Raw genomic sequence first — 19,289 nt, 5'->3', positions numbered from 1 at the left:
GCCATTTTTTTTGTACTATTGTGAATATTATATGTTGTGATATATGTATGAAAAAAAAATAGAAAAAGCGTTAGAAAATGTTATTATTGACAATAAAAATATTATTGAATCTGGTTGGATAAAAAAAATAGATTTTTCTAAAAATAAAATCAAAATCTATTTGTGTTTATCTAATCCTGCTATGCATATAAAAAATAAACTCATAAAAGAGATTACTCATTCTATAAAAAATCAAAATATTTTAGATACAATATGTATAAAAATAGAAATAAAATCAGATAGAAAAATAAAACCTGTTAAAAATATAATAGCTATAGCTTCTGGAAAAGGAGGAGTAGGAAAATCCACAATAGCAACAAATATAGCGGTTACTTTAGTTCAAATGGGTTTTCATGTTGGATTATTAGATGCGGATATTTATGGGCCTTCTATTCCATTAATGTTTAATATTAAAGAGGAATCTATAAAACTACAACATAAAAATGGAATAATGAATCCTATTACTAGTTATGGAGTTAAAATTCTGTCTATAGGTTTTTTTTCAAAATATGGACAAGCGATTGTTTGGAGAGGGCCCATGGTAACTAAAGTTTTGAGACAGTTTTTGCATGAAACTAATTGGGGAGAATTAGATTTTTTAATTGTAGATTTACCTCCAGGAACAGGCGATATTCATTTATCTCTTTTACAAGAAATACCATTAAAAGGAATTGTTATGGTAAGTACATCTCAAAAAATAGCCTTATCGGATGTGAATCGGTCTGTAGGAATGTTTCGGATTAAATCTATTTGTGTTCCTATACTTGGAATTATAGAAAATATGTCTTATGTTTTTTCAAAAAAAACTCAAGAAAAATGTTTTTTTTTTGGAAAAAATGGAGTTAAAAATTTTTCAAAAGAAATGAATCTTTTTTTTATGGGAGAAATCCCCATGTTACAAACAATACGAGAATATTCAGATTTAGGAATTCCTGTTGTTTTAAAAAACGAGTATATTAGAAATATATTTCTAGAAATTACAAAAAATATGATCAATCAATTGTAAATATTATTTTATAAACAAAGTTTTATAAATTCTTTTATTATTAATATTAGTAGAGATATGTTTTTTTTTGTTTCTTTATTAGAATCGGAATAATGTACATTATTAGATGGTTTATATAATCCCATTCCCATAATAATGGATATAGCGAACACTCGTAAATTAATACATCTAGCTGTTATTACATCTGTTACTATATTCATTCCTACACTATCTCCACCCATAGATCGTATCATAGCATATTCTGCTGAGGTCTTATAATTAGGATAAGGATAAGCAACATATACTCCTTTTTGAATAATGATATTATGATTCATCGCAATATTTTCTGCAATTTCTATCATTTTTTTATCATATGGTTCTGTAATTTCGAAGAATCTATTTTTAATAAATTCTTTTATATTAGGACTTTCCGGATAAAAATTAATATGATCCTTAATTAACATTACATCTCCCATTTTGTAGTTTGGATTTACTCCACCAGAAATATTAATCAATATTAATTTGTCTATTCCTATATTTTTACACAAAATAATAGGAAAATTATGGGTTCTTTTTTCTTCATAAAAAGGTTCTATTAAAAAAACCACGTTTTTATCTTCTATTTTGCCAAATAAAAATTTTCCATATAAATTTTTTTTTGAAAAAAGGGGGATTTCTTCATAAAAAATACATGTAGGATTTTTAATCTCCTCTATCAGTTTATCGAATTGACTTCCTAATAATAAAATTCCAAAATCAGGTTTTTCTTTAATTTTATTTTGTATGTATTGTTTCGATTTTTCTAAAGTCATAGTCATTGACATAAATTCAAGTTTTTCTTAAAAAGGTAAATTGTTTCATGATTTATTTTTATCATTTTATTCATTTTGATTTATTGTATGACATTAACTTCTCTTGATAAAGAAATCCCAAACTTTTTTTTTATGTTTTTCTTTATTTGTTCTGAAAAAGAATATATTTCCATTCCAGTAGCTTTTCCATAGTTTACTAAAATGATAGGTTTTCTTTTATATATTCCCACATTTCCAATTTTTTTTCCTTTCCATCCTATATTTTCTATTAATGAATTAGTAGATAATTTTATTTCGTGATTAGAAATACTATAACCTGTAATATCGGGATATTTATGTTTTAGTTTTTTAAAGTATAAGATTTCTACTATAGGATTTATAAAAAAACTACCAGCATTTCCAATTTTTTTGGGATTTGGAAGTTTTTTTTGTCTAATATTAAAAATTGCCTGACTTAAATCGTTAAGAGTAGGTATTTTTATTTTCATGTTTTCTAATTCTTTTTGAATTTCCACATAAGATGTATTTAATTGTTTATATTTCTTATTTAAAAGAAAATAAACAGATAAAATAATAAATTTGTTTCTATAATGAGGAAGCTTAAAAAGAGAATAACGATATGTCAATTGACATTCTTCACGTGTAAATTCTATGATTTTTCTATGATTTATTTCATATACTTGTACTTTTATCAAAGTATCTTTTACTTCTGCTCCATATGCTCCAATATTTTGAATGGGAGCTGCTCCAACTGTACCTGGAATCGATGATAAGTTTTCTAATCCACTAAATCCTTTTTTTATCGTCCAATTTACAAATTCATTCCAATTTTCTCCAGCATATGCTTGAACAATGACTTTAGAATCATTTTCTTTGATTATTTTCTTTCCTTTTATTCCTATTTTCATCACTAATCCCGGATAATAGTTTTTTAAAAAAAGAATATTACTTCCATTTCCTAAAAAAAGTTTCGAAATGTATGGATATATGTCAAAAATTTTTATAATTTCTTCTATATTTTTCACTTCTACAAAATAACGAGCATAAACATTTATTCCAAATGTATTAAATTTTTTTAGAGAAAAATTTTTTTTAATGAACATGTGAAAAATATTTCATAAATACATAAATACAATTTTGTACGTAAATATTGTATGATTAAATTTATCTATAGTAAAAAAATATTATTTATGAAAAAAGGAGGAAATTTTTTTTGGGGAGTCTTTTTCGGAACTATGGCAGGATTAATATTGGGAATGATATTAACTCCAAAAAAAGAGGAAAAAATAAAAAATATATTAGAAAAAAAAACAGAAAAACTAAGAGATAACTTACAGGAAATTGGTAAAAAAATTGGGGAAAAAGTTCATAAAATTAAATCAAATTTTGAATCTAAATGGAAAAAAAATAAGATAGATAAAATGGATCAAGTAGAACAAGTAGAAGATGAATTAGGAACTTAAAACTTAATAAGTTTTTTTTTGAAAGTTTTCAAATGTTCATTTTCATTAAAAATTTTATCCATAAGAAATGGTGTATTTTTAAAAATGAGGTCATTCAAATGTTAATTTCTATTATAACAGAGATTTTTTTGATTTTTTTATTATTGATATTTTGCATTGTTATTTTATTTTTAATAAGTCTTTCTTTGTGTTTTTTTCTTTCTTTTTATTTTGGAAATTATGTTATAGGATTTGGAATTATTACTATTTTGTATTTTTTAATTTTTTTTATCATATTTTATTTTGGTAAATATATGACACGATTTTTAATAAAAAATTTATTAAATAAATATTTTATTAAAATTTTTGATGGCAAAAAATAGTTTTGTATGAAAAAATTAGAAATTGTTTATGGAATACATCCATTGATAGAAGCGATTATAGCTAAAAGAACTATTAGAACACTTTTTTTTCAAAAAGGATTGAGACAAGTATCGAATGCTTACAAAAAATTAATACATCTTTCCAATAAAGAACATATTCCAATTCAAACCGTTTCGAAACAAAAATTTTATCAATTAAGAAATAAAAATCATCAAGGAGTTTTTGCAATTATTTATCCTATAGAAACTTATCATATAGAAGATTTGCTTCCCATATTTTATGAAAAAGGAAAAAATCCACTATTAATCATTTTAGATCGAATAACAGATGTCAGAAATTTTGGATCTATAATACGTACGTCTGCATGTGCAGGAGTAGACGCTATCATTATTCCAAAAAAAGATACAGCTATGATTGGATCTGATTCAATAAAAACTTCTTCAGGTGCTTTATTTAAAGTTCCTATATGTCAAGAAAAAAATATATTGAATACGATAGAATTTTTGAAAAATTCTGGATTAAAAATCGTTTCTGCGACAGAAAAATCCAATATATATTGGTACAATATTGATTTTTCAGGTCCAGTTGCTTTAATCCTAGGAAATGAAGAAAAAGGAGTTTCTTCAAAATATTTAACAATTTCCTACGAAAAAGTAGGAATTCCAGTAATTAAAGGAATTTCATCTTTAAATGTTTCTGTAGCTTGTGGCATTATTTTATATGAAATTTACAGACAAAGAAAATATCAATCTAAAATTCACTTTTGAATTGTTTTAAAAAACGAATATCATTATCAAAATAAATTCTAATATCTTTCATTTTGTAAATGATTAAAGCTAAACGTTCAATTCCCAATCCAAAAGCAAATCCAGAATAAATTTCTGCATCAATATTTACATTTTTAAAAACTTGGGGGTCTACCATTCCACAACCCATAATTTCTATCCATTCATTATTACAATAAATATCTACTTCCGCACTAGGCTCTGTGAATGGAAAATAAGAAGGACGAAATCTAATTTTCGCTTTTCCAAAAAGAGAAGTGATTAAATAATGAATCGTTTGTTTTAAATTGGAAAAAGAAACTTTTTTGTCAATATAAAACCCTTCCGCTTGATGAAACATGAAATTGGAACGTGATGAAATTGTTTCATTTCTATATACTTTTCCGATAGATAATATACGAAAAGGGGGTTTATGTTTTTTCATATACCGTATTTGCACAGAAGAAGTATGTGTACGCAACAAAATATCTGGATTTTTGCACAAAAAAAATGTATCTTGCATATCTCTAGATGGATGAAATATAGGAATGTTTAAAGCTGTAAAATTATGCCAATCGTCTTCTATTTCAGGTCCATCTACATAAGTAAATCCAATTTTCATAAAAAGATCTATGATTCTATTATTTAGAATAGACAGGGGATGTCTAGATCCAATTTCTACCGATTTTCCAGGTATAGTAGGATCAAATTTAGCGTCTTTATCATTTTTATGATCATCATTTTTGTATTTGTAATGAAAAATATTTATTTTATTTTGAGTTTCTTTTTTTAATTCATTAATAATTTTTCCGAAAATTTTTCTTTTATGTATATGAATTTTACTTAATTCTTTAAATAATATTGTAATAATTCCTTTTTTTTTACCTAAAAATTTAATTCTAAATGTTTCTAAATCATCATATGTTTTAATGTGAAAACATTTTATTTCTTTTTTAATTTTTTCTATTTTTTTATCCATATTTATTCAATAATATTTTCGTCATTCATATAACGAATAATAGCTTTTTGAATTAAAAATAATTGTTCTTTATGATTAAAAGGAATCTTATTTTTCAATATATAATGAGGCCATCCTTCCTTATCTCTTCCAATAAATAAATAATAACCAAATGGCTCTAATATTCTACATATTGCAATATGTAGAATATTGATTTTATCTTCTTTATTGAAAATTTGATTTTTTCCTTTTCCTAATTCTTGAATTCCTATTAGGTAAATAATTCCAATTATATCAATTTTTCCTTCTATAGAAAAATTATTTTGTATATATGATATGACTTTATTCCAATTGATATAAAATTGTTGCATAAATTTTTTTCCATTTTATTTAAAAATAAACAATTATGTTAGATATAATCATTATAATTATAGTTTTATATGGTGGATATCATGGATATAAAAAAGGATTAATTTCTCAATTATTCATGTTTATGATATTTCTTATGTTTATTTTCAAAGGTTTTTATGTTTTTTATTTCGTAAAAGGAATATTAAAAGAAATCAATATAGTAAGCAAAAAATTATTGATAATGTATTCTATAATAATTTCGCTTTTTTCTATTATTTTTATAGCTTTTATAATTAAAAAAATCATAGAATTCATCATGATCATCACATGGATAAAACCTATAGATAGATTAGGTGGTGGGATATTAGGTATGATTAAATATTTTTTTTATTTTTCAATATGTATTTTTTTACTAAAAGAAGCAAATAACAAAATAGATCTCTTTCCTTATGATTTTTTTCAAAATTCCTTTGAAAAAAAATTTCAATTTTTTTTCCCTAAAAAAGAATCTTTATTAAACAAATTGAAAGAATTATATTTTAAATTTTATGAATTTTAAAGAAAAAATTTTTTCCATATTATCAAATAAAGAATTTGATAATTTAACATGGAATATATTTCATGATCAAATAAAAAATAACATAACTTATAAAAATTATCTTCAATTTTTAGAAATAAATCCATTTGAAATAAAAAATATTTCTGAAATTCCTTTTTTGCCTATTTCCTTTTTTAAAACACATCGTATTTTTAGTAGTAGAACAACAGATGATTACGATATCATTTTTACTAGCAGTGGAACTACTGGAATAAAAAGTAAACATTATGTAAAAAATTTGAATATTTATATTGATAGTATTCGAAATAGTTTTGAATTTTTCTATGGTCCCATAGAAAAATTTAAGTTTTTAGGATTTATTCCTACAAATCGAAAAGATTCTTCTTTAATTTATATGATAAAATATTTGATACAACAAACCCATAAAAATGGAAGTCATTTTATTCCTTATCATAATTATAAAGATATCTTTTCGAATCAAAATGATAAAAATATTTTCATTTTTGGACTTAGTTTTTTTCTATTGGATTTTATAGAAAAAAATAATCATTTGCAACAAAATATGCAAAAAAATGAATCTAAAAACAAGGTGATAATTATGGAAACAGGAGGAATGAAAGGGAAAAGGAAAGAAATTATTAGAGAAGAATTACACGATATTTTAAAAAAATTTTTTTGTGTAAAGGAAATCCATTCTGAATATGGAATGACAGAATTGCTTTCTCAAGCATATGCAAAAAAAAACGGAAAATTTCAATGTCCTCCTTGGATGAAAGTATATATCAGAGATCCTGAAGATCCTTTTATACATATCAATAACAATAAAATAGGAGGAATTGATATTATTGATTTATCAAATTATTTATCTTGCCCTTTTATTTCTACAGAAGATTTAGGAAAAAAAATTAATGATAATGAATTTGAAGTATTAGGAAGAATGGATTTTTCAGATATACGAGGATGTAATCTCATGACTCCACATTTTTTAGAATGCTAAAAAAGACGCGTCTTTTTTGGATGAAATATGAGATAACGCATTGTTATATAATACAATGAGATCTTTTATACTTCCCGTAATTTTTTTTGATTCTAAAAGAATATCCAACATTAAAAATGTATTTTTTGTTCCATATTTTTGACGTATAATACCCATCACTTGTTGATTCATTTGCTCCTCAATTTTTTTTAAAATTTGATTTTGTATAGTACAAGGAAATTTAATTTTTTTATAACTTTTATCCCTTATTATTTTTTGGATGATATTAAAATGTTCAATCATAAGATACTCAAGTATTCGTAAATTTTTCTTCTGTTGGTATTGTAAAGGTTTATGACTATTGATGACATGAAATAATGTATGATTCGTAATAATATCTGAAGATTCAATGATTTCTCTAGTTTTATTATATATATGTATATAAAGAATTCCAGCAATTGGTTCACAATTTTTAGTTTTTCTAATCACTTTAACTAAAGAATTATGTACATTTGTAAAATTTTCTTTTACTTTGAAGAAATTATTTCTACTTTCTTGAAGAGTTTTTAAATCTTCTTTAGTAATTCCTTCTATGCTACTTTTGTAAATATTTTCAATGTATTCAAGTATAGGGAGTAGAATGTCTAAGGTTTTGCTTAAAGTACTCTCAAAAGTAAGATTTACTACCCCAAAAAACGGTTTTTCTTCTATTTTTTTATTTTGCATTTTATTATAGTTTTTGTAGCTTCTATAAAAAACAAATAAAATAAAAAAAATAAGAAAAGATAAAGCCCATATTTTAAAAAAGTATAAAAAAATAGCCGTCATTCCTGCCATGGTAAAGGCTATTAAACCTGTTAAAAACCATCCTCTTATAACTTTTAAGACTCCTGAAACTCTATAAACAGCACTTTCTCTATCCCATGCTCTGTCTGCAAGAGAAGTCCCCATAGATACCATAAAAGTAACAAAAGTAGTAGATAATGGAAGTTTTTGAACTGTGGCTATAGATATCAATATACTGGATATAGTTAAATTCGCAGAAGCTCTAACTAGGTCAAAAGCTCCGTTTTCTTCTTTTTGTATTTTTTTTTGCTTAAAGTTTTTTTCTATTTTAACCAAAAGTCTTTTAGGAAACAATTCAAAAAATTGATTCCCAATATATAAAAAAAATCTAACTATTATTCTAGAAAAAGAATTGGATAAAAATTTTTCTGGGCCTTCATTTTGTCTACTTAAATTAATTTCTGTACTTGTTATGTTTTTTGTTTTTTTGGAAAACCAAAGAGTGAATATCATGATCATACCTGCAATAATTAAAACAGAGGAAGGGACCTGTACATTTCCAGACAAACTTTTCATATTGAATTTTTCAGCAGGAGGACTACCCGATTCTTTCCATATGTTATATGATTGTATACTAGCTATAGGAATTCCAATAAAATTTACTAAATCATTCCCTGCAAAAGCCATAGCTAAAGAAAAAGTACCATATAATACGACAAATTTTAAAATATTATATCCTAAAGAAACAAATATTTTTGCTATAATAGTCCACGTTGAAAATAATATAAGCAAAAAAATAAAAAAATTATGATGAGTCCATTTTATGAAATGTTGAATAAATGAGGAAAATCCTACTAAATTTTCATCAATCAAACCCTGTAAAGTACTATGAAGACCTCTTACAATAAGAAAATAAGTCATGCTGCTCAGTGAAATAGCACTCCATATTACCCCTATATATTTTAATCTACTTTCATATTCAAAACTAAATAAAGAACGAATAAAATAGTGAATAAAAGCCCCGAAAGTAAAAGAAATAATAATAGATAAAAAAATACCTATACTAATGGTGAATGTTTTTTCGGTTTTAATGTATAAAGTTAAATGATGAAAAGGTTCATCATTCAATGGAGAAGTCATTTTTATCATGGCAATACTGAAAGCAGCCCCTAACAAGCAAAAAACCATAGATACAGTAGTAGAAGTGGGTAATCCTAATGTATTGAAAATATCCAATAAAATAATATCGGATATCATTACCGCTAAAAAAATAAAAATAATATCTGAAAAATAAAAATAAGAAGGATCAAAAACCCCTTTTCTCGCTACTTCCATCATTCCACTAGACAAAAAAGCTCCTAATAAAATACCTAAACTGGCAAAAATCATGATAGTTCTACGAGAAGCAACTTGAGATCCAATAGCAGAATTTAGAAAATTAACGGCATCATTAATTAAACCAACAATAAGATCAAATATAGATAAGAAAAAAATAACCACTATAATTGAGGGATAAAAAAGTTTCATAATAATAAGTATTGTTGAATTCACAAAAAAAACAAAAGTATATTATTAAGGTTGTTTTTTGATAAATGGTGAATAATTTTTATGATTTGACAATTTTTTTTAAAGATTCTTTAATAAGATTTTCTACAGAAAATTCTGGATTTCCATCTAAAATATCATCCAAAACTTTTTTAGACTCTTGAATAGAAAATCCAAGTACACTTAAAGCATTTAAAGCTTCTTTTTTTATTAAATAAGGTGTTTTTTCCAATAATTTTACGTTTTTTCCTTTTTTATAAATAGTTTCTTTAATAATTTTATCTTTTAGTTCAATAATAATTCTTTGAGCCGTTTTTGTTCCAATTCCTTTAACTGTTTTAAACACTTTTATATCTTCTTTAGATATAGATTTTTCTATTTCATATGGAGTAAGAGAAGATAATAGCATGAGAGCAGAACTGGGGCCTATTCCATTCACGGATATCAAATAAGAAAATATTTTTCTTTCTTTTTTATCAAAAAAACCATACAAAACATGTTGATTTTCTTTAATAAAAAGATAAGTATGTATGTAAACATCTTTACCTTCTTTTTCTCCCAAAGAAGAATATGTATATGAGGATATATGAATATGATATCCAATTCCATGACAATCTATGATTAAATAAGATTGATTTTTTTCTATTAACTTTCCTCTTAAGTGTGTTATCACGATATTATCAGTAGATAATAAATCCTAAAAAGTTATTTTTTTCTAAAAAAAATTTGTATAGGTACTCCTATAAAATTAAAGTGAGAACGAATTTTATTTTCAACAAATCTTTTGTAAGATTCTTTTATATATTGAGGAAAATTAGAAAAAAAAATAAATTTGGGCGTGCATGAAGGTAATTGAGTACAATATTTTATAGTTATGAATTTATTTTTTTTATTAGGAATTGGAGGATTTTTTTTCAAAATTGGTAACATTATTTTATTTAAAATATTTGTTTTTAATCTGTTTTTTCTCGATTTCAAAACCTGATAAGCCATGGGAATAATATTATGTATTCCATTTTTATTTTTAGCGGATATAAAAAGAATGGGAACATTATCAAATGGATAAATTTTTTTTCTTATAAAAAATTCATAATTTTTTTGTGTGTCAAAATTATTTTTATGAAATAAATCCCATTTGTTAATAAGAATTATAATTCCTTTATGATTTTTTTCCACTAATTTAAAAATATTCATGTCTTGTCTTTCCCATCCTATTCCCGCATCTATCATTAAAAAACAAACATCCGCATATTCTATTGTTTTAAACGTTCTCATCGTAGAATAAAATTCAATGGGATCTCTTATTTTTGATTTTTTTCTGACTCCAGGAGTATCTACTAAAATACACTTATATTCCAATTTTTTGTAAAAAACATCAAGACTATCTCTAGTTGTACCAGAAATATTTGTCACAATATGATGATTTTTATTTAGAAAAGAGTTAATCAAAGTAGATTTTCCTACATTGGGCCGTCCTACTATTGAAAAACGAGGAATAAATTTATTTTCCAATATTTTTTCTTTATTTTTAAATAATTTGAATTTATATTGTAATATTTCTATTAATTTATCCAGTAATTCTCCAGTACCACTACCATCTATAGCTGATATGTAGTGATATTTTACAAATCCTAAACGGAAAAAATCTGTATCAGAATATACAGATTTTCCGTGATCTACTTTATTCACGACTAATAAAACTATTTTTTTACATTCTCTTAAAATTTGGGCAAATTCTATATCTGCATCTAATATTCCCACTTTTATATCTACTAAAAATAAAATAACATCAGATTCTTGAATAGCTATAAAAATTTGATTTTTTATTTCTTTTTCAAGTATATCATTTTTTGAAATATAAAAACCACCAGTATCTACTACATCAAATTTAACTCCATTCCATTCTGAATTTCCATAAATACGATCTCTTGTTACTCCACTTGTTACATGAACTATAGCTTTTCTTCTTCCTACAAGACGATTAAACAAAGTTGATTTTCCTACATTAGGACGTCCTACTATGGATACGATATAATTCATTTTTTATTCACAAAGGTAAAAATTTTTTTATTAGTTTCATTATTAGATTATTAGTAAAAGTGTTGTATATTATATATTAAAAAATAATGTGTTACGTATAGATATTGTTAGTATAGTTCCTGAAATTTTTCATAGTCCTTTTTCTAATTCTATTATTAAAAAAGCTATGAATAAAGGTTTAATTGAAATTCATGTTCATGATTTACGTAAATATGGATTAGGAAAAAGAAAGAATGTAGATGATTATCCTTATGGAGGTGGATCAGGAATGGTAATTAGAATAGAACCTGTATATCAATGTTTTTCCAAGCTATTGTCAGAGAGAAATTATGATGAAAAAATTTTTATGACTCCTGATGGAAAATTATTTTCACAAAAATATGCTCAATATTTCATTGATAAAAAAAATATTATTATTCTTTGTGGACGTTATAAAGGAATTGATCAAAGAATTAGAGATCACTTAATTTCCAAAGAAATATCCATTGGTAATTATATTTTATCTGGAGGAGAATTAGCTGCGGCTGTTATTGTCGAATCCATAGTTAGATTATTACCTGGAGTAATCCAAAATCAAGATTCAATTCTTACAGATTCTTTTCAAAAAAAAGCTTTCATAGCTCCTCCCATTTACACTCGTCCAATCACTTATAAAGGATGGTCTGTCCCAAAAATACTTTTGTCTGGACATCATAAAAAAATAAAAGATTGGTTAGATAAAAAATCCATACAATTCAAACGAAAATTGGATCCTTAGAGGATCCATCAAAATAGATTTTTCTATAAATTAATCGTTGTATGACTTCATTTATTTTATCAAAATTAAATTCTTTAATTACATCTTGCATCAAATTTCTAATTTGTTTGTTACACAAATTTCCTATACTTCCTTCATGAGAATAAGAACCCTTAATAGTAAAGGATTTAAAACGTCCATTTTGGATATCTAATCCTACTTGTTCATAAGCTTCCCTAAAAGAATACCCTTTTTCAACCACTAGATGATTCACTCGTTCTACACTAAATAAATACTGATATTTATCATCTTTAAGAAGATCCTTATTAACTATAATATGATTTAACATAAATTTAAACATAGAAAAACATTTTTTCATTTCTTCAAAAATCGGAATAAATCTTTCTTTAATGATTTGAAAATCTCTATGATATCCGGAACATAAATTAGAAGAAATTAAAGAAATTTCATTAGGTAATGATGTAATTCTATTACATTTTGCTCGTATTATCTCAAAAACATCTGGATTTTTCTTATGAGGCATAATACTTGATCCAGTAGTAAGATGATCAGGAAAACTAATGAAATTAAAATTTTGACTTAGATATAAACAAATATCTTGAGCCATTTTACTTAAAGTTCTTGCCAAAGAAGAAATAGATTCTGAAACAATTTTTTCCATTTTTCCCCGTCCCATTTGAGCATACACTACATTATAATTTAAATTTTCAAAACCCAATAAATAGGTTGTCATTTTTCGGTTTAAAGGTAAAGAAGATCCATATCCTGCAGCTGAACCTAAAGGATTTTTATTGACAATACGATATGCAGCCTGCATTAATAGCAAGTCATCAATCAAACTTTCTGCATATGCGGCAAACCAAAGACCAAAAGAAGAGGGCATTGCTATTTGATAATGAGTATAGCCAGGCATTAATATATTTTTATGTTGCTCACTTAATTTTAATAATAAATCAAAAAAAGAATAAGTCATATATACAATATTTTTGATTTCTGTACGAACAAAAAGTTTCAAATCTACCAAAATTTGATCATTTCTGGATCTTCCACTATGTATTTTCTTTCCTACTTCTCCTAAACGATGAGTTAATAAAAACTCTATCTGAGAATGAATATCTTCTATTCCTTCATCAATCTTAAAATTATTTTTTAAAATTTCTTGAACATAAATATTACGCAATTCATGAATTAAAATTGTTAAATCTTTTTGATTTAATAATCCTATACTTTTCAACATGATAACATGAGCTATAGTTCCTATAACATCATGTGGAGCCAAAAGTAAATCTATTTTTGAATCCTTACTTGAAGTAAAACTTATTATTTTTTTACTAAAACTAAAATTTGTTTTTTTTTTCCAAATTTTCACGGAACAATATTTTTTCTATCTTTGATTCTAAGATAAAACTATAAATTTTATGTAAAATAATGAAATAAAATTAAATGAATCAAAAACATAATATGACTACTTATGACGACTATAAAAGATTATACAGCAGATAGTATTCAATCTCTTGAAGGAATCGAACATATTAGATTAAGACCTTCTATGTATATTGGAGATATAGGAATTAGAGGATTACATCATTTAGTTTACGAAGTAATAGATAACTCTGTCGATGAAGCTTTAGCAGGCTTTTGCAATAAAATATGGGTAACCATTCATAAAAATGGATTTATTACAGTACTTGACAATGGTCGTGGAATTCCAATAGATATTCATAAAAAAGAAGGTAAATCTGCTCTAGAAGTCGTTATGACTAAGATTGGAGCGGGTGGTAAATTTGATAAAAATTCTTATAAAGTTTCTGGAGGATTACATGGCGTAGGAATATCTTGTGTCAATGCTTTATCTAAGAAACTTATAGTTACAATTTATCGAAATGGGAAAATTTATCAACAAGAATATTTTAAAGGAAAAGCCCTTTATTCTGTAAAATATTTAGGAAAAACTAATATGCAAGGAACAAAAATTTATTATCTTGCTGATCATTCCATTTTTAATTCCATTATATATAATTATGATATTTTAGCTAATCGATTAAAAGAATTATCTTTTTTAAATAAAGGTTTATCCTTATTTTTAAAAGACGAGAGGAAAAATATAAAAGAACATTTTTTTTCTAAAAATGGATTAAAAGAATACCTTACTATTTTAGATAAAAATCAGGAATCTTTAACTAAAGATATTCTTTTTATTGAAGGAGAAAAAGATAATACTATTGTAGAAATAGCAATGCAATACAACACTTCTTTTAAAGAAAAAATTTATTCTTATGTGAATAACATTAATACTTATGAAGGAGGAACTCATCTTTCTGGGTTCCGAAGAGCATTAACAAGAACATTTAAAAAATATATAGATGGATATGGCATTTTATCTAGTAAAATAGAATTAACTGGAGATGATTTTAGAGAAGGAATTACGGCCATTATATCTATTCGAGTAATGGATCCTCAATTTGAAGGACAAACTAAAACAAAATTAAGTAATCATGAAATAGGAGGTATTGTAGATAAAATAGTAGGGGAAGCGTTATATAGTTATTTGGAAGAACATCCCAGTGATAGAAAAAAAATTATTGATAAAATAATATTATCAGCTAAAGCACGTCAAGCAGCTAGGAAGGCACGTGAGTTGATACAGAAAAAAACAGCTATAAGCAGTATTTTACCTGGAAAATTAGCGGATTGTTCTTTCAATAATCCAGAAAATTGTGAAATTTATTTAGTAGAGGGAGACTCTGCTGGAGGTACAGCTAAACAAGGTAGAGATAGAAATTTTCAAGCCATTTTGCCTTTACGAGGAAAAATACTAAACGTTGAAAAAGCTATGCAGTATAAAATATTTGAAAATGAGGAAATAAAAAATATATTCACTTCTTTAGGTGTTTCTATTGGGACAGAAGAAAATCAAAAAATTTTAAATATAAAAAAACTTAGATATAATAAAATTATTATTATGACAGATGCAGACATAGATGGAAGTCATATCTCTACTTTAATTTTAACATTATTTTTTCGTTATATGAAACCCTTAATAGAAGAAGGACACATTTATATTGCTACACCTCCACTTTATTTAATTCGAAAAGGAAATCATTATCAATATGCTTGGAATGATCAAGAGAGAGAAAATATTATTCATCAATTAGGAGGAAGAAAATATATCAACATACAACGATACAAAGGATTAGGGGAAATGAATGCAGAACAACTTTGGGAAACAACAATGAATCCTAAAAAAAGAACTTTACGTAAAGTAAATATAGAGGATTATTCGGAAGCAGACAAAATTTTTTCCATTCTGATGGGAGATGAAGTTCCACCAAGAAGAAATTTTATAGAACAAAACGCGATACATGCAAAAATTGATGTTTAATTAAGTGAGTCAAATTGATCGTTATGAATTATATTCAATCAATCCTATTAGGGATTATTGAAGGAATTACAGAATTTTTTCCTATTTCTTCTACAGGACACATGATTCTTGCGGCATCCATAATGGGAATATTAGAAAATAAAATAACAAATTTATTTCTTATTTCTGTTCAGTTTGGAACCATTTTATCTGTAATTTTTTTGTATAGAAATAAGTTTTTTTTTCAAAAATTGGATTTCTACCTAAAGATTTTTGTAGCCAGTTTTCCTGTAGGAATTTTGGGTTTTTTTTTGAATAAAATCACTAATTTTTTTTTAAATAAACCATTTATAGTTGCTTTGTCTCTTTTGATAGGAGGATTTGTTATTGTAACAGTAGAAATTTTTTATGAAAAAAATTTATATAATAGAAAAAATAGTATTACTTATTTGAAAGCTTTTATTATTGGATTATTTCAATGTATGGCTTTAATTCCAGGAGTGTCTAGAAGTGCAACAACCATTGTTGCTTGTATGCTACAAAATGTGAATAGAATCAAAGCTATTGAATTTTCTTTTTTTTTATCTGTACCTGTTATTGGAATTGCTACATGTAAAAAATTATTTGACTATTATTTTCAATTAAATTATTTTACTCATAAAGATATAGAAATATTATTATTAGGAAATATAGTATCTTTTGTAACTGGAATGATAGTTATCAAATGTTTTATAACATATTTAAAAAATTTTAAATTATTCGGATACTATAGAATTATTTTAGGAATTTTTTTTCTTATTATACATTATTTAATACAACCAATTGAGAAATTTTGAATCCTAATTTATCAGAATTTAAGAATGGAAAAATATTATTAGTAGATAAACCATGGGGGTGGACTTCTTTTGACATTGTTAAAAAAATAAAAAATTCTATTATCACTGCTGCTTCTACTATAAAAAAAGAAAATTTAAAAATTGGACATGCAGGAACTTTAGATCCTTTTGCTACGGGTTTATTAATTGTACTCACAGGAAAATATACTAAAAAAGTAAATGAAATTCAAAATTATAAAAAAGTTTATACAGGCATTATAAAATTAGGCTGTGAAACCTTATCTTTTGATTCAGAAACAGAAGAACATAATTTTTCTTCTGTTTCCCATATTACTCCTAAATTGATAAAAAAAATAGCCCAAAAATTTTTGGGAGATATTGATCAATATCCTCCATATTTTTCTGCTTTAAAAACAAAAGGAAAAAGATTCTACGAATATGCCAGAAAAGGGATAAAAATAATTATAAAATCTAGACGTGTAAAAATTTACAATTTTCATATCCTAAAAATAGGAATTCCCTACATAAAATTTTTTATAGAATGTGGAAAAGGAACTTATATTCGATCTCTTGCCCAAGATTTTGGAAAATCGCTTCAAAGTGGAGCTTATATCCTTTCTTTAAGAAGAGAAGGAATAGGAAATTTTTCTATGAATTCTTCTTCTGTTAAATTAAATCTTTTCAAAGAATTTCCATGTTATCTTCTAGATTAAATTTTATATTTTTTATACCATGTATTAAATTTTTTTTGGGAATCTTCGTCAGTTAATGCTCCTTTTTTTACTCCTTCTAATAGATGTTTTTTCAATAATACTCCAGTTTTAGAAAAAATGGATTTAACCGTATTGGTAGGTTGTGCTCCTTTCATTAACCACGATACAGCATTTTGTATTTTTAATACAGTTGAAGGAGGATCCGTATGAGGATTATAAGTTCCTAGTTTTTCAATAAATTTTCCATCTCTAGGAGCACGAGAATCAGCTACAACTATATGATAAATAGGTCTATGTTTTTTTCCAATTCTTTTTAAACGAATTTTTACGGACATAATTTGATTTATTTATATATGAACCCTTTCAAGTCAAGGTTTTTTTATAGTAAAGTAGCCCAAATTTAGATATAATTATCATGTTTTTGAAAAAAAATGGTATATATTTACATTTTTACATAGACCCGTTGTGTAACGGTAGCACAGCAGATTTTGGTTCTGTTAGTTGGGGTTCGAGTCCCTACGGGTCTGTTAACTTACTTACCCCAATGGGTATTGATTGGATTCTTAATAGAATTAAATGAGTATTGGAATGAAAATAAAAAAAGAAAAAGTTTTATTAGTAGCTTTTTTAGGTGTTTTAGCATATGTATTGATTCATTTATCCAAATCTTTACTAGGATTGGATCAATTTTCTATGAGCATATTAAGATGTATCGTGATATCTATTTTCATATTATATTCTTTTATGAAAAAAGACTTAACTACTTGGATCTTATTATCCATTATCATAGGAATAGAAATAGGATTAGATATGCCTAAAATTGCTGTGGAATTAAGATTTTTATCTCAAATATTTTTAAGATTGATAAAAACTATCATCGCTCCAATATTGTTCTCCACTTTGGTGGTAGGAATAGCAAGTCATTCTAATATCAAACAATTAGGGAGTATGGGATGGAAATCTTTGCTATATTTTGAAGTGGTGACAACTTTGGCTTTGTTTATTGGTCTTCTTGCAATTAATGTCTCTCAGGCCGGAGTTGGAATTGTGATGCCTTCAGGAATCACGGAACAACAATTACCCAAAGTAGAAAGTAGAACCTGGCAAGACACAATTTTACATGTATTTCCGGAAAATTTTATAAAATCTGTCTATCATGGAGATGTATTGCCAATCGTCGTATTTTCAGTTATATTTGGCATATCCATGGTTTTCTTAGAAGATAAAAAAAGAAGTTCTATCCTGCTGTTTGCAGAAAGTCTTTCAGAAATCATGTTTAAATTTACTAAAATTATTATGTATTTTGCTCCTATAGGAGTAGGATCCGCTATTGCTTATACAGTAGGACATATGGGATTGGATATTTTATACAATTTACTTCAGTTATTATTAACTCTTTACATTGCTTTATTGATCTTTTTGATAGTTGTTTTACTTCCTATTCTTTTGTGGATAAAAGTTCCTTTAAAAGGTTTTGTCAAAGCATTAACTGAACCTGTGTCACTTGCATTTGCTACTACAAGTTCCGAATCTGCTTTGCCTTTACTTATGGAAAATCTCGAAAAATTAGGAGTTCCTAGAAAAATTATAGCTTTTGTAATTCCTACAGGTTATAGTTTTAACTTAGATGGGACTACTCTTTATTTATCTTTAGCAACTGTTTTTGTTGCACAAGCATCTGGTATTCCTTTGAGTTTTAGTCAACAAATATTTATAGGACTTACGTTAATTCTAACTAGTAAAGGAGTTGCTGGTGTTCCTAGAGCATCTTTAGTAATTCTTTTAGCTACTGTCGCTTCTTTTGGATTACCGACTTGGCCTATATTAGCTATTATAGGAATAGATGAATTAATGGATATGGCTAGGACAACCGTAAATGTTATAGGAAATGGATTAGCTAGTTGTGTTATAGCTCGTTCTGAAGGAGAATTAGATGATAAAAAAATGTTAGATTATATCAAAAGTGAAAATGATTTGTAAT

General features: G+C 25.5%; 19 protein-coding genes and 1 tRNA gene. 11 read left to right on the top strand and 9 right to left on the bottom strand.

Translation table 11 applies throughout. The features are described 5' to 3' along the window. Positions 1-43: 43 nt before the first annotated feature. Complete coding sequence (locus G9C01_RS02155; protein ID WP_166265843.1) at positions 44-1,045, top strand: Mrp/NBP35 family ATP-binding protein; 1,002 nt, start codon at positions 44-46, stop codon at positions 1,043-1,045. 8 nt (positions 1,046-1,053) lie between these two features. Here the strand turns inward: G9C01_RS02155 and G9C01_RS02150 are convergent, their stop codons facing one another. Together G9C01_RS02150 and murB are read right to left on the bottom strand one after the other, a co-directional pair. Continuing rightward, positions 1,054-1,848: a purine-nucleoside phosphorylase gene (locus tag G9C01_RS02150; protein ID WP_166265840.1), complete on the bottom strand. Its 795-nt coding sequence runs from the start codon at positions 1,846-1,848 to the stop codon at positions 1,054-1,056. Between the two features lie 68 nt (positions 1,849-1,916). Next, positions 1,917-2,939, bottom strand: coding sequence for a UDP-N-acetylmuramate dehydrogenase (gene murB, locus G9C01_RS02145; protein WP_166265837.1), 1,023 nt, complete (start codon positions 2,937-2,939; stop codon positions 1,917-1,919). A gap of 87 nt (positions 2,940-3,026) precedes the next feature. Between murB and G9C01_RS02140 the strand changes: the two genes are divergently transcribed. Together G9C01_RS02140 and rlmB are read left to right on the top strand one after the other, a co-directional pair. After that, entirely contained in the window at positions 3,027-3,299 is a 273-nt protein-coding gene (locus G9C01_RS02140) for a YtxH domain-containing protein (protein ID WP_166266415.1), read from the top strand. A 368-nt stretch (positions 3,300-3,667) separates the two neighbouring features. After that, the gene (gene rlmB / locus G9C01_RS02135; RefSeq protein ID WP_166265834.1) at positions 3,668-4,429 is read left to right on the top strand and encodes a 23S rRNA (guanosine(2251)-2'-O)-methyltransferase RlmB; all 762 of its coding nucleotides are present in this window, start codon (positions 3,668-3,670) and stop codon (positions 4,427-4,429) included. On the opposite strand, the gene pheS is transcribed toward rlmB, so the two are convergent. After that, positions 4,413-5,405 carry a phenylalanine--tRNA ligase subunit alpha gene (gene pheS / locus G9C01_RS02130; protein WP_166265831.1) on the bottom strand — a complete coding sequence of 331 codons (993 nt, stop codon included), beginning with the start codon at positions 5,403-5,405 and terminating at the stop codon, positions 4,413-4,415. The genes rlmB and pheS overlap by 17 nt on opposite strands. 2 nt (positions 5,406-5,407) lie before the next feature. Beyond that, on the bottom strand, positions 5,408-5,755 hold the full coding sequence (locus tag G9C01_RS02125; protein ID WP_166265828.1) for a hypothetical protein: 348 nt from the start codon (positions 5,753-5,755) through the stop codon (positions 5,408-5,410). A 35-nt stretch (positions 5,756-5,790) separates the two neighbouring features. Here G9C01_RS02125 and G9C01_RS02120 point away from each other — a divergent pair, with 35 nt between their 5' ends. Both G9C01_RS02120 and G9C01_RS02115 read left to right on the top strand, forming a co-directional pair. Beyond that, entirely contained in the window at positions 5,791-6,294 is a 504-nt protein-coding gene (locus G9C01_RS02120; RefSeq protein ID WP_166265825.1) for a CvpA family protein, read from the top strand. Further along, the gene (locus tag G9C01_RS02115; RefSeq protein WP_166265822.1) at positions 6,284-7,291 is read left to right on the top strand and encodes a LuxE/PaaK family acyltransferase; all 1,008 of its coding nucleotides are present in this window, start codon (positions 6,284-6,286) and stop codon (positions 7,289-7,291) included. The genes G9C01_RS02120 and G9C01_RS02115 overlap by 11 nt, the downstream gene beginning before the upstream one ends. Here G9C01_RS02115 and G9C01_RS02110 read toward each other — a convergent pair. The 3 genes from G9C01_RS02110 to der all read right to left on the bottom strand — a co-directional run bounded on the left by G9C01_RS02110 (position 7,280) and on the right by der (position 11,641). Next, positions 7,280-9,583, bottom strand: coding sequence for an inorganic phosphate transporter (locus G9C01_RS02110; RefSeq protein WP_166266412.1), 2,304 nt, complete (start codon positions 9,581-9,583; stop codon positions 7,280-7,282). The two genes, G9C01_RS02115 and G9C01_RS02110, sit on opposite strands and share 12 nt — an antisense overlap. Positions 9,584-9,662: 79 nt before the next feature. Further along, the gene (gene ruvA / locus G9C01_RS02105) at positions 9,663-10,274 is read right to left on the bottom strand and encodes a Holliday junction branch migration protein RuvA (protein ID WP_166265819.1); all 612 of its coding nucleotides are present in this window, start codon (positions 10,272-10,274) and stop codon (positions 9,663-9,665) included. 32 nt (positions 10,275-10,306) lie between these two features. Then, positions 10,307-11,641 (bottom strand): ribosome biogenesis GTPase Der, encoded by a 1,335-nt coding sequence (der, locus tag G9C01_RS02100; protein WP_166265816.1) that lies wholly within the window; start codon positions 11,639-11,641, stop codon positions 10,307-10,309. 88 nt (positions 11,642-11,729) lie between these two features. Here der and trmD point away from each other — a divergent pair, with 88 nt between their 5' ends. After that, positions 11,730-12,398: a tRNA (guanosine(37)-N1)-methyltransferase TrmD gene (gene trmD / locus G9C01_RS02095; RefSeq protein WP_166265813.1), complete on the top strand. Its 669-nt coding sequence runs from the start codon at positions 11,730-11,732 to the stop codon at positions 12,396-12,398. Here trmD and argH read toward each other — a convergent pair. Next, a complete protein-coding gene (gene argH, locus G9C01_RS02090; protein WP_166265810.1) occupies positions 12,376-13,767 on the bottom strand; it encodes an argininosuccinate lyase in 1,392 nt (463 codons plus the stop codon). The genes trmD and argH overlap by 23 nt on opposite strands. Positions 13,768-13,869: 102 nt before the next feature. Here argH and gyrB point away from each other — a divergent pair, with 102 nt between their 5' ends. Genes gyrB through truB form a run of 3 tightly spaced genes read left to right on the top strand, consistent with a single transcriptional unit; the run spans position 13,870 to position 17,308 of the window. Further along, positions 13,870-15,780: a DNA topoisomerase (ATP-hydrolyzing) subunit B gene (gene gyrB / locus G9C01_RS02085; RefSeq protein WP_166265807.1), complete on the top strand. Its 1,911-nt coding sequence runs from the start codon at positions 13,870-13,872 to the stop codon at positions 15,778-15,780. Between the two features lie 23 nt (positions 15,781-15,803). Further along, the gene (locus tag G9C01_RS02080; protein ID WP_166265804.1) at positions 15,804-16,595 is read left to right on the top strand and encodes an undecaprenyl-diphosphate phosphatase; all 792 of its coding nucleotides are present in this window, start codon (positions 15,804-15,806) and stop codon (positions 16,593-16,595) included. Then, on the top strand, positions 16,592-17,308 hold the full coding sequence (gene truB / locus G9C01_RS02075) for a tRNA pseudouridine(55) synthase TruB (RefSeq protein ID WP_166265801.1): 717 nt from the start codon (positions 16,592-16,594) through the stop codon (positions 17,306-17,308). Before G9C01_RS02080 ends, truB begins: the two co-directional genes overlap by 4 nt. On the opposite strand, the gene rpsP is transcribed toward truB, so the two are convergent. Further along, positions 17,305-17,643, bottom strand: a complete 339-nt coding sequence (rpsP, locus tag G9C01_RS02070; RefSeq protein WP_166265798.1) for a 30S ribosomal protein S16 — start codon at positions 17,641-17,643, stop codon at positions 17,305-17,307. The genes truB and rpsP overlap by 4 nt on opposite strands. Positions 17,644-17,764: 121 nt before the next feature. Between rpsP and G9C01_RS02065 the strand changes: the two genes are divergently transcribed. Together G9C01_RS02065 and G9C01_RS02060 are read left to right on the top strand one after the other, a co-directional pair. Continuing rightward, positions 17,765-17,835: transfer RNA gene (locus G9C01_RS02065), tRNA-Gln, on the top strand. 49 nt (positions 17,836-17,884) lie between these two features. Further along, positions 17,885-19,288, top strand: a complete 1,404-nt coding sequence (locus G9C01_RS02060; protein WP_166265795.1) for a dicarboxylate/amino acid:cation symporter — start codon at positions 17,885-17,887, stop codon at positions 19,286-19,288. The last annotated feature ends 1 nt before the right edge of the window (position 19,289 follow it).

It is taken from the genome of Blattabacterium sp. DPU (assembly GCF_011290385.1).
In the GTDB taxonomy this organism is placed as follows: Bacteria; Bacteroidota; Bacteroidia; order Flavobacteriales; family Blattabacteriaceae; genus Blattabacterium.
The sequence above is the reverse complement of the archived record's forward strand: the minus strand, read 5'-3'. Positions and strand labels throughout refer to the sequence as shown.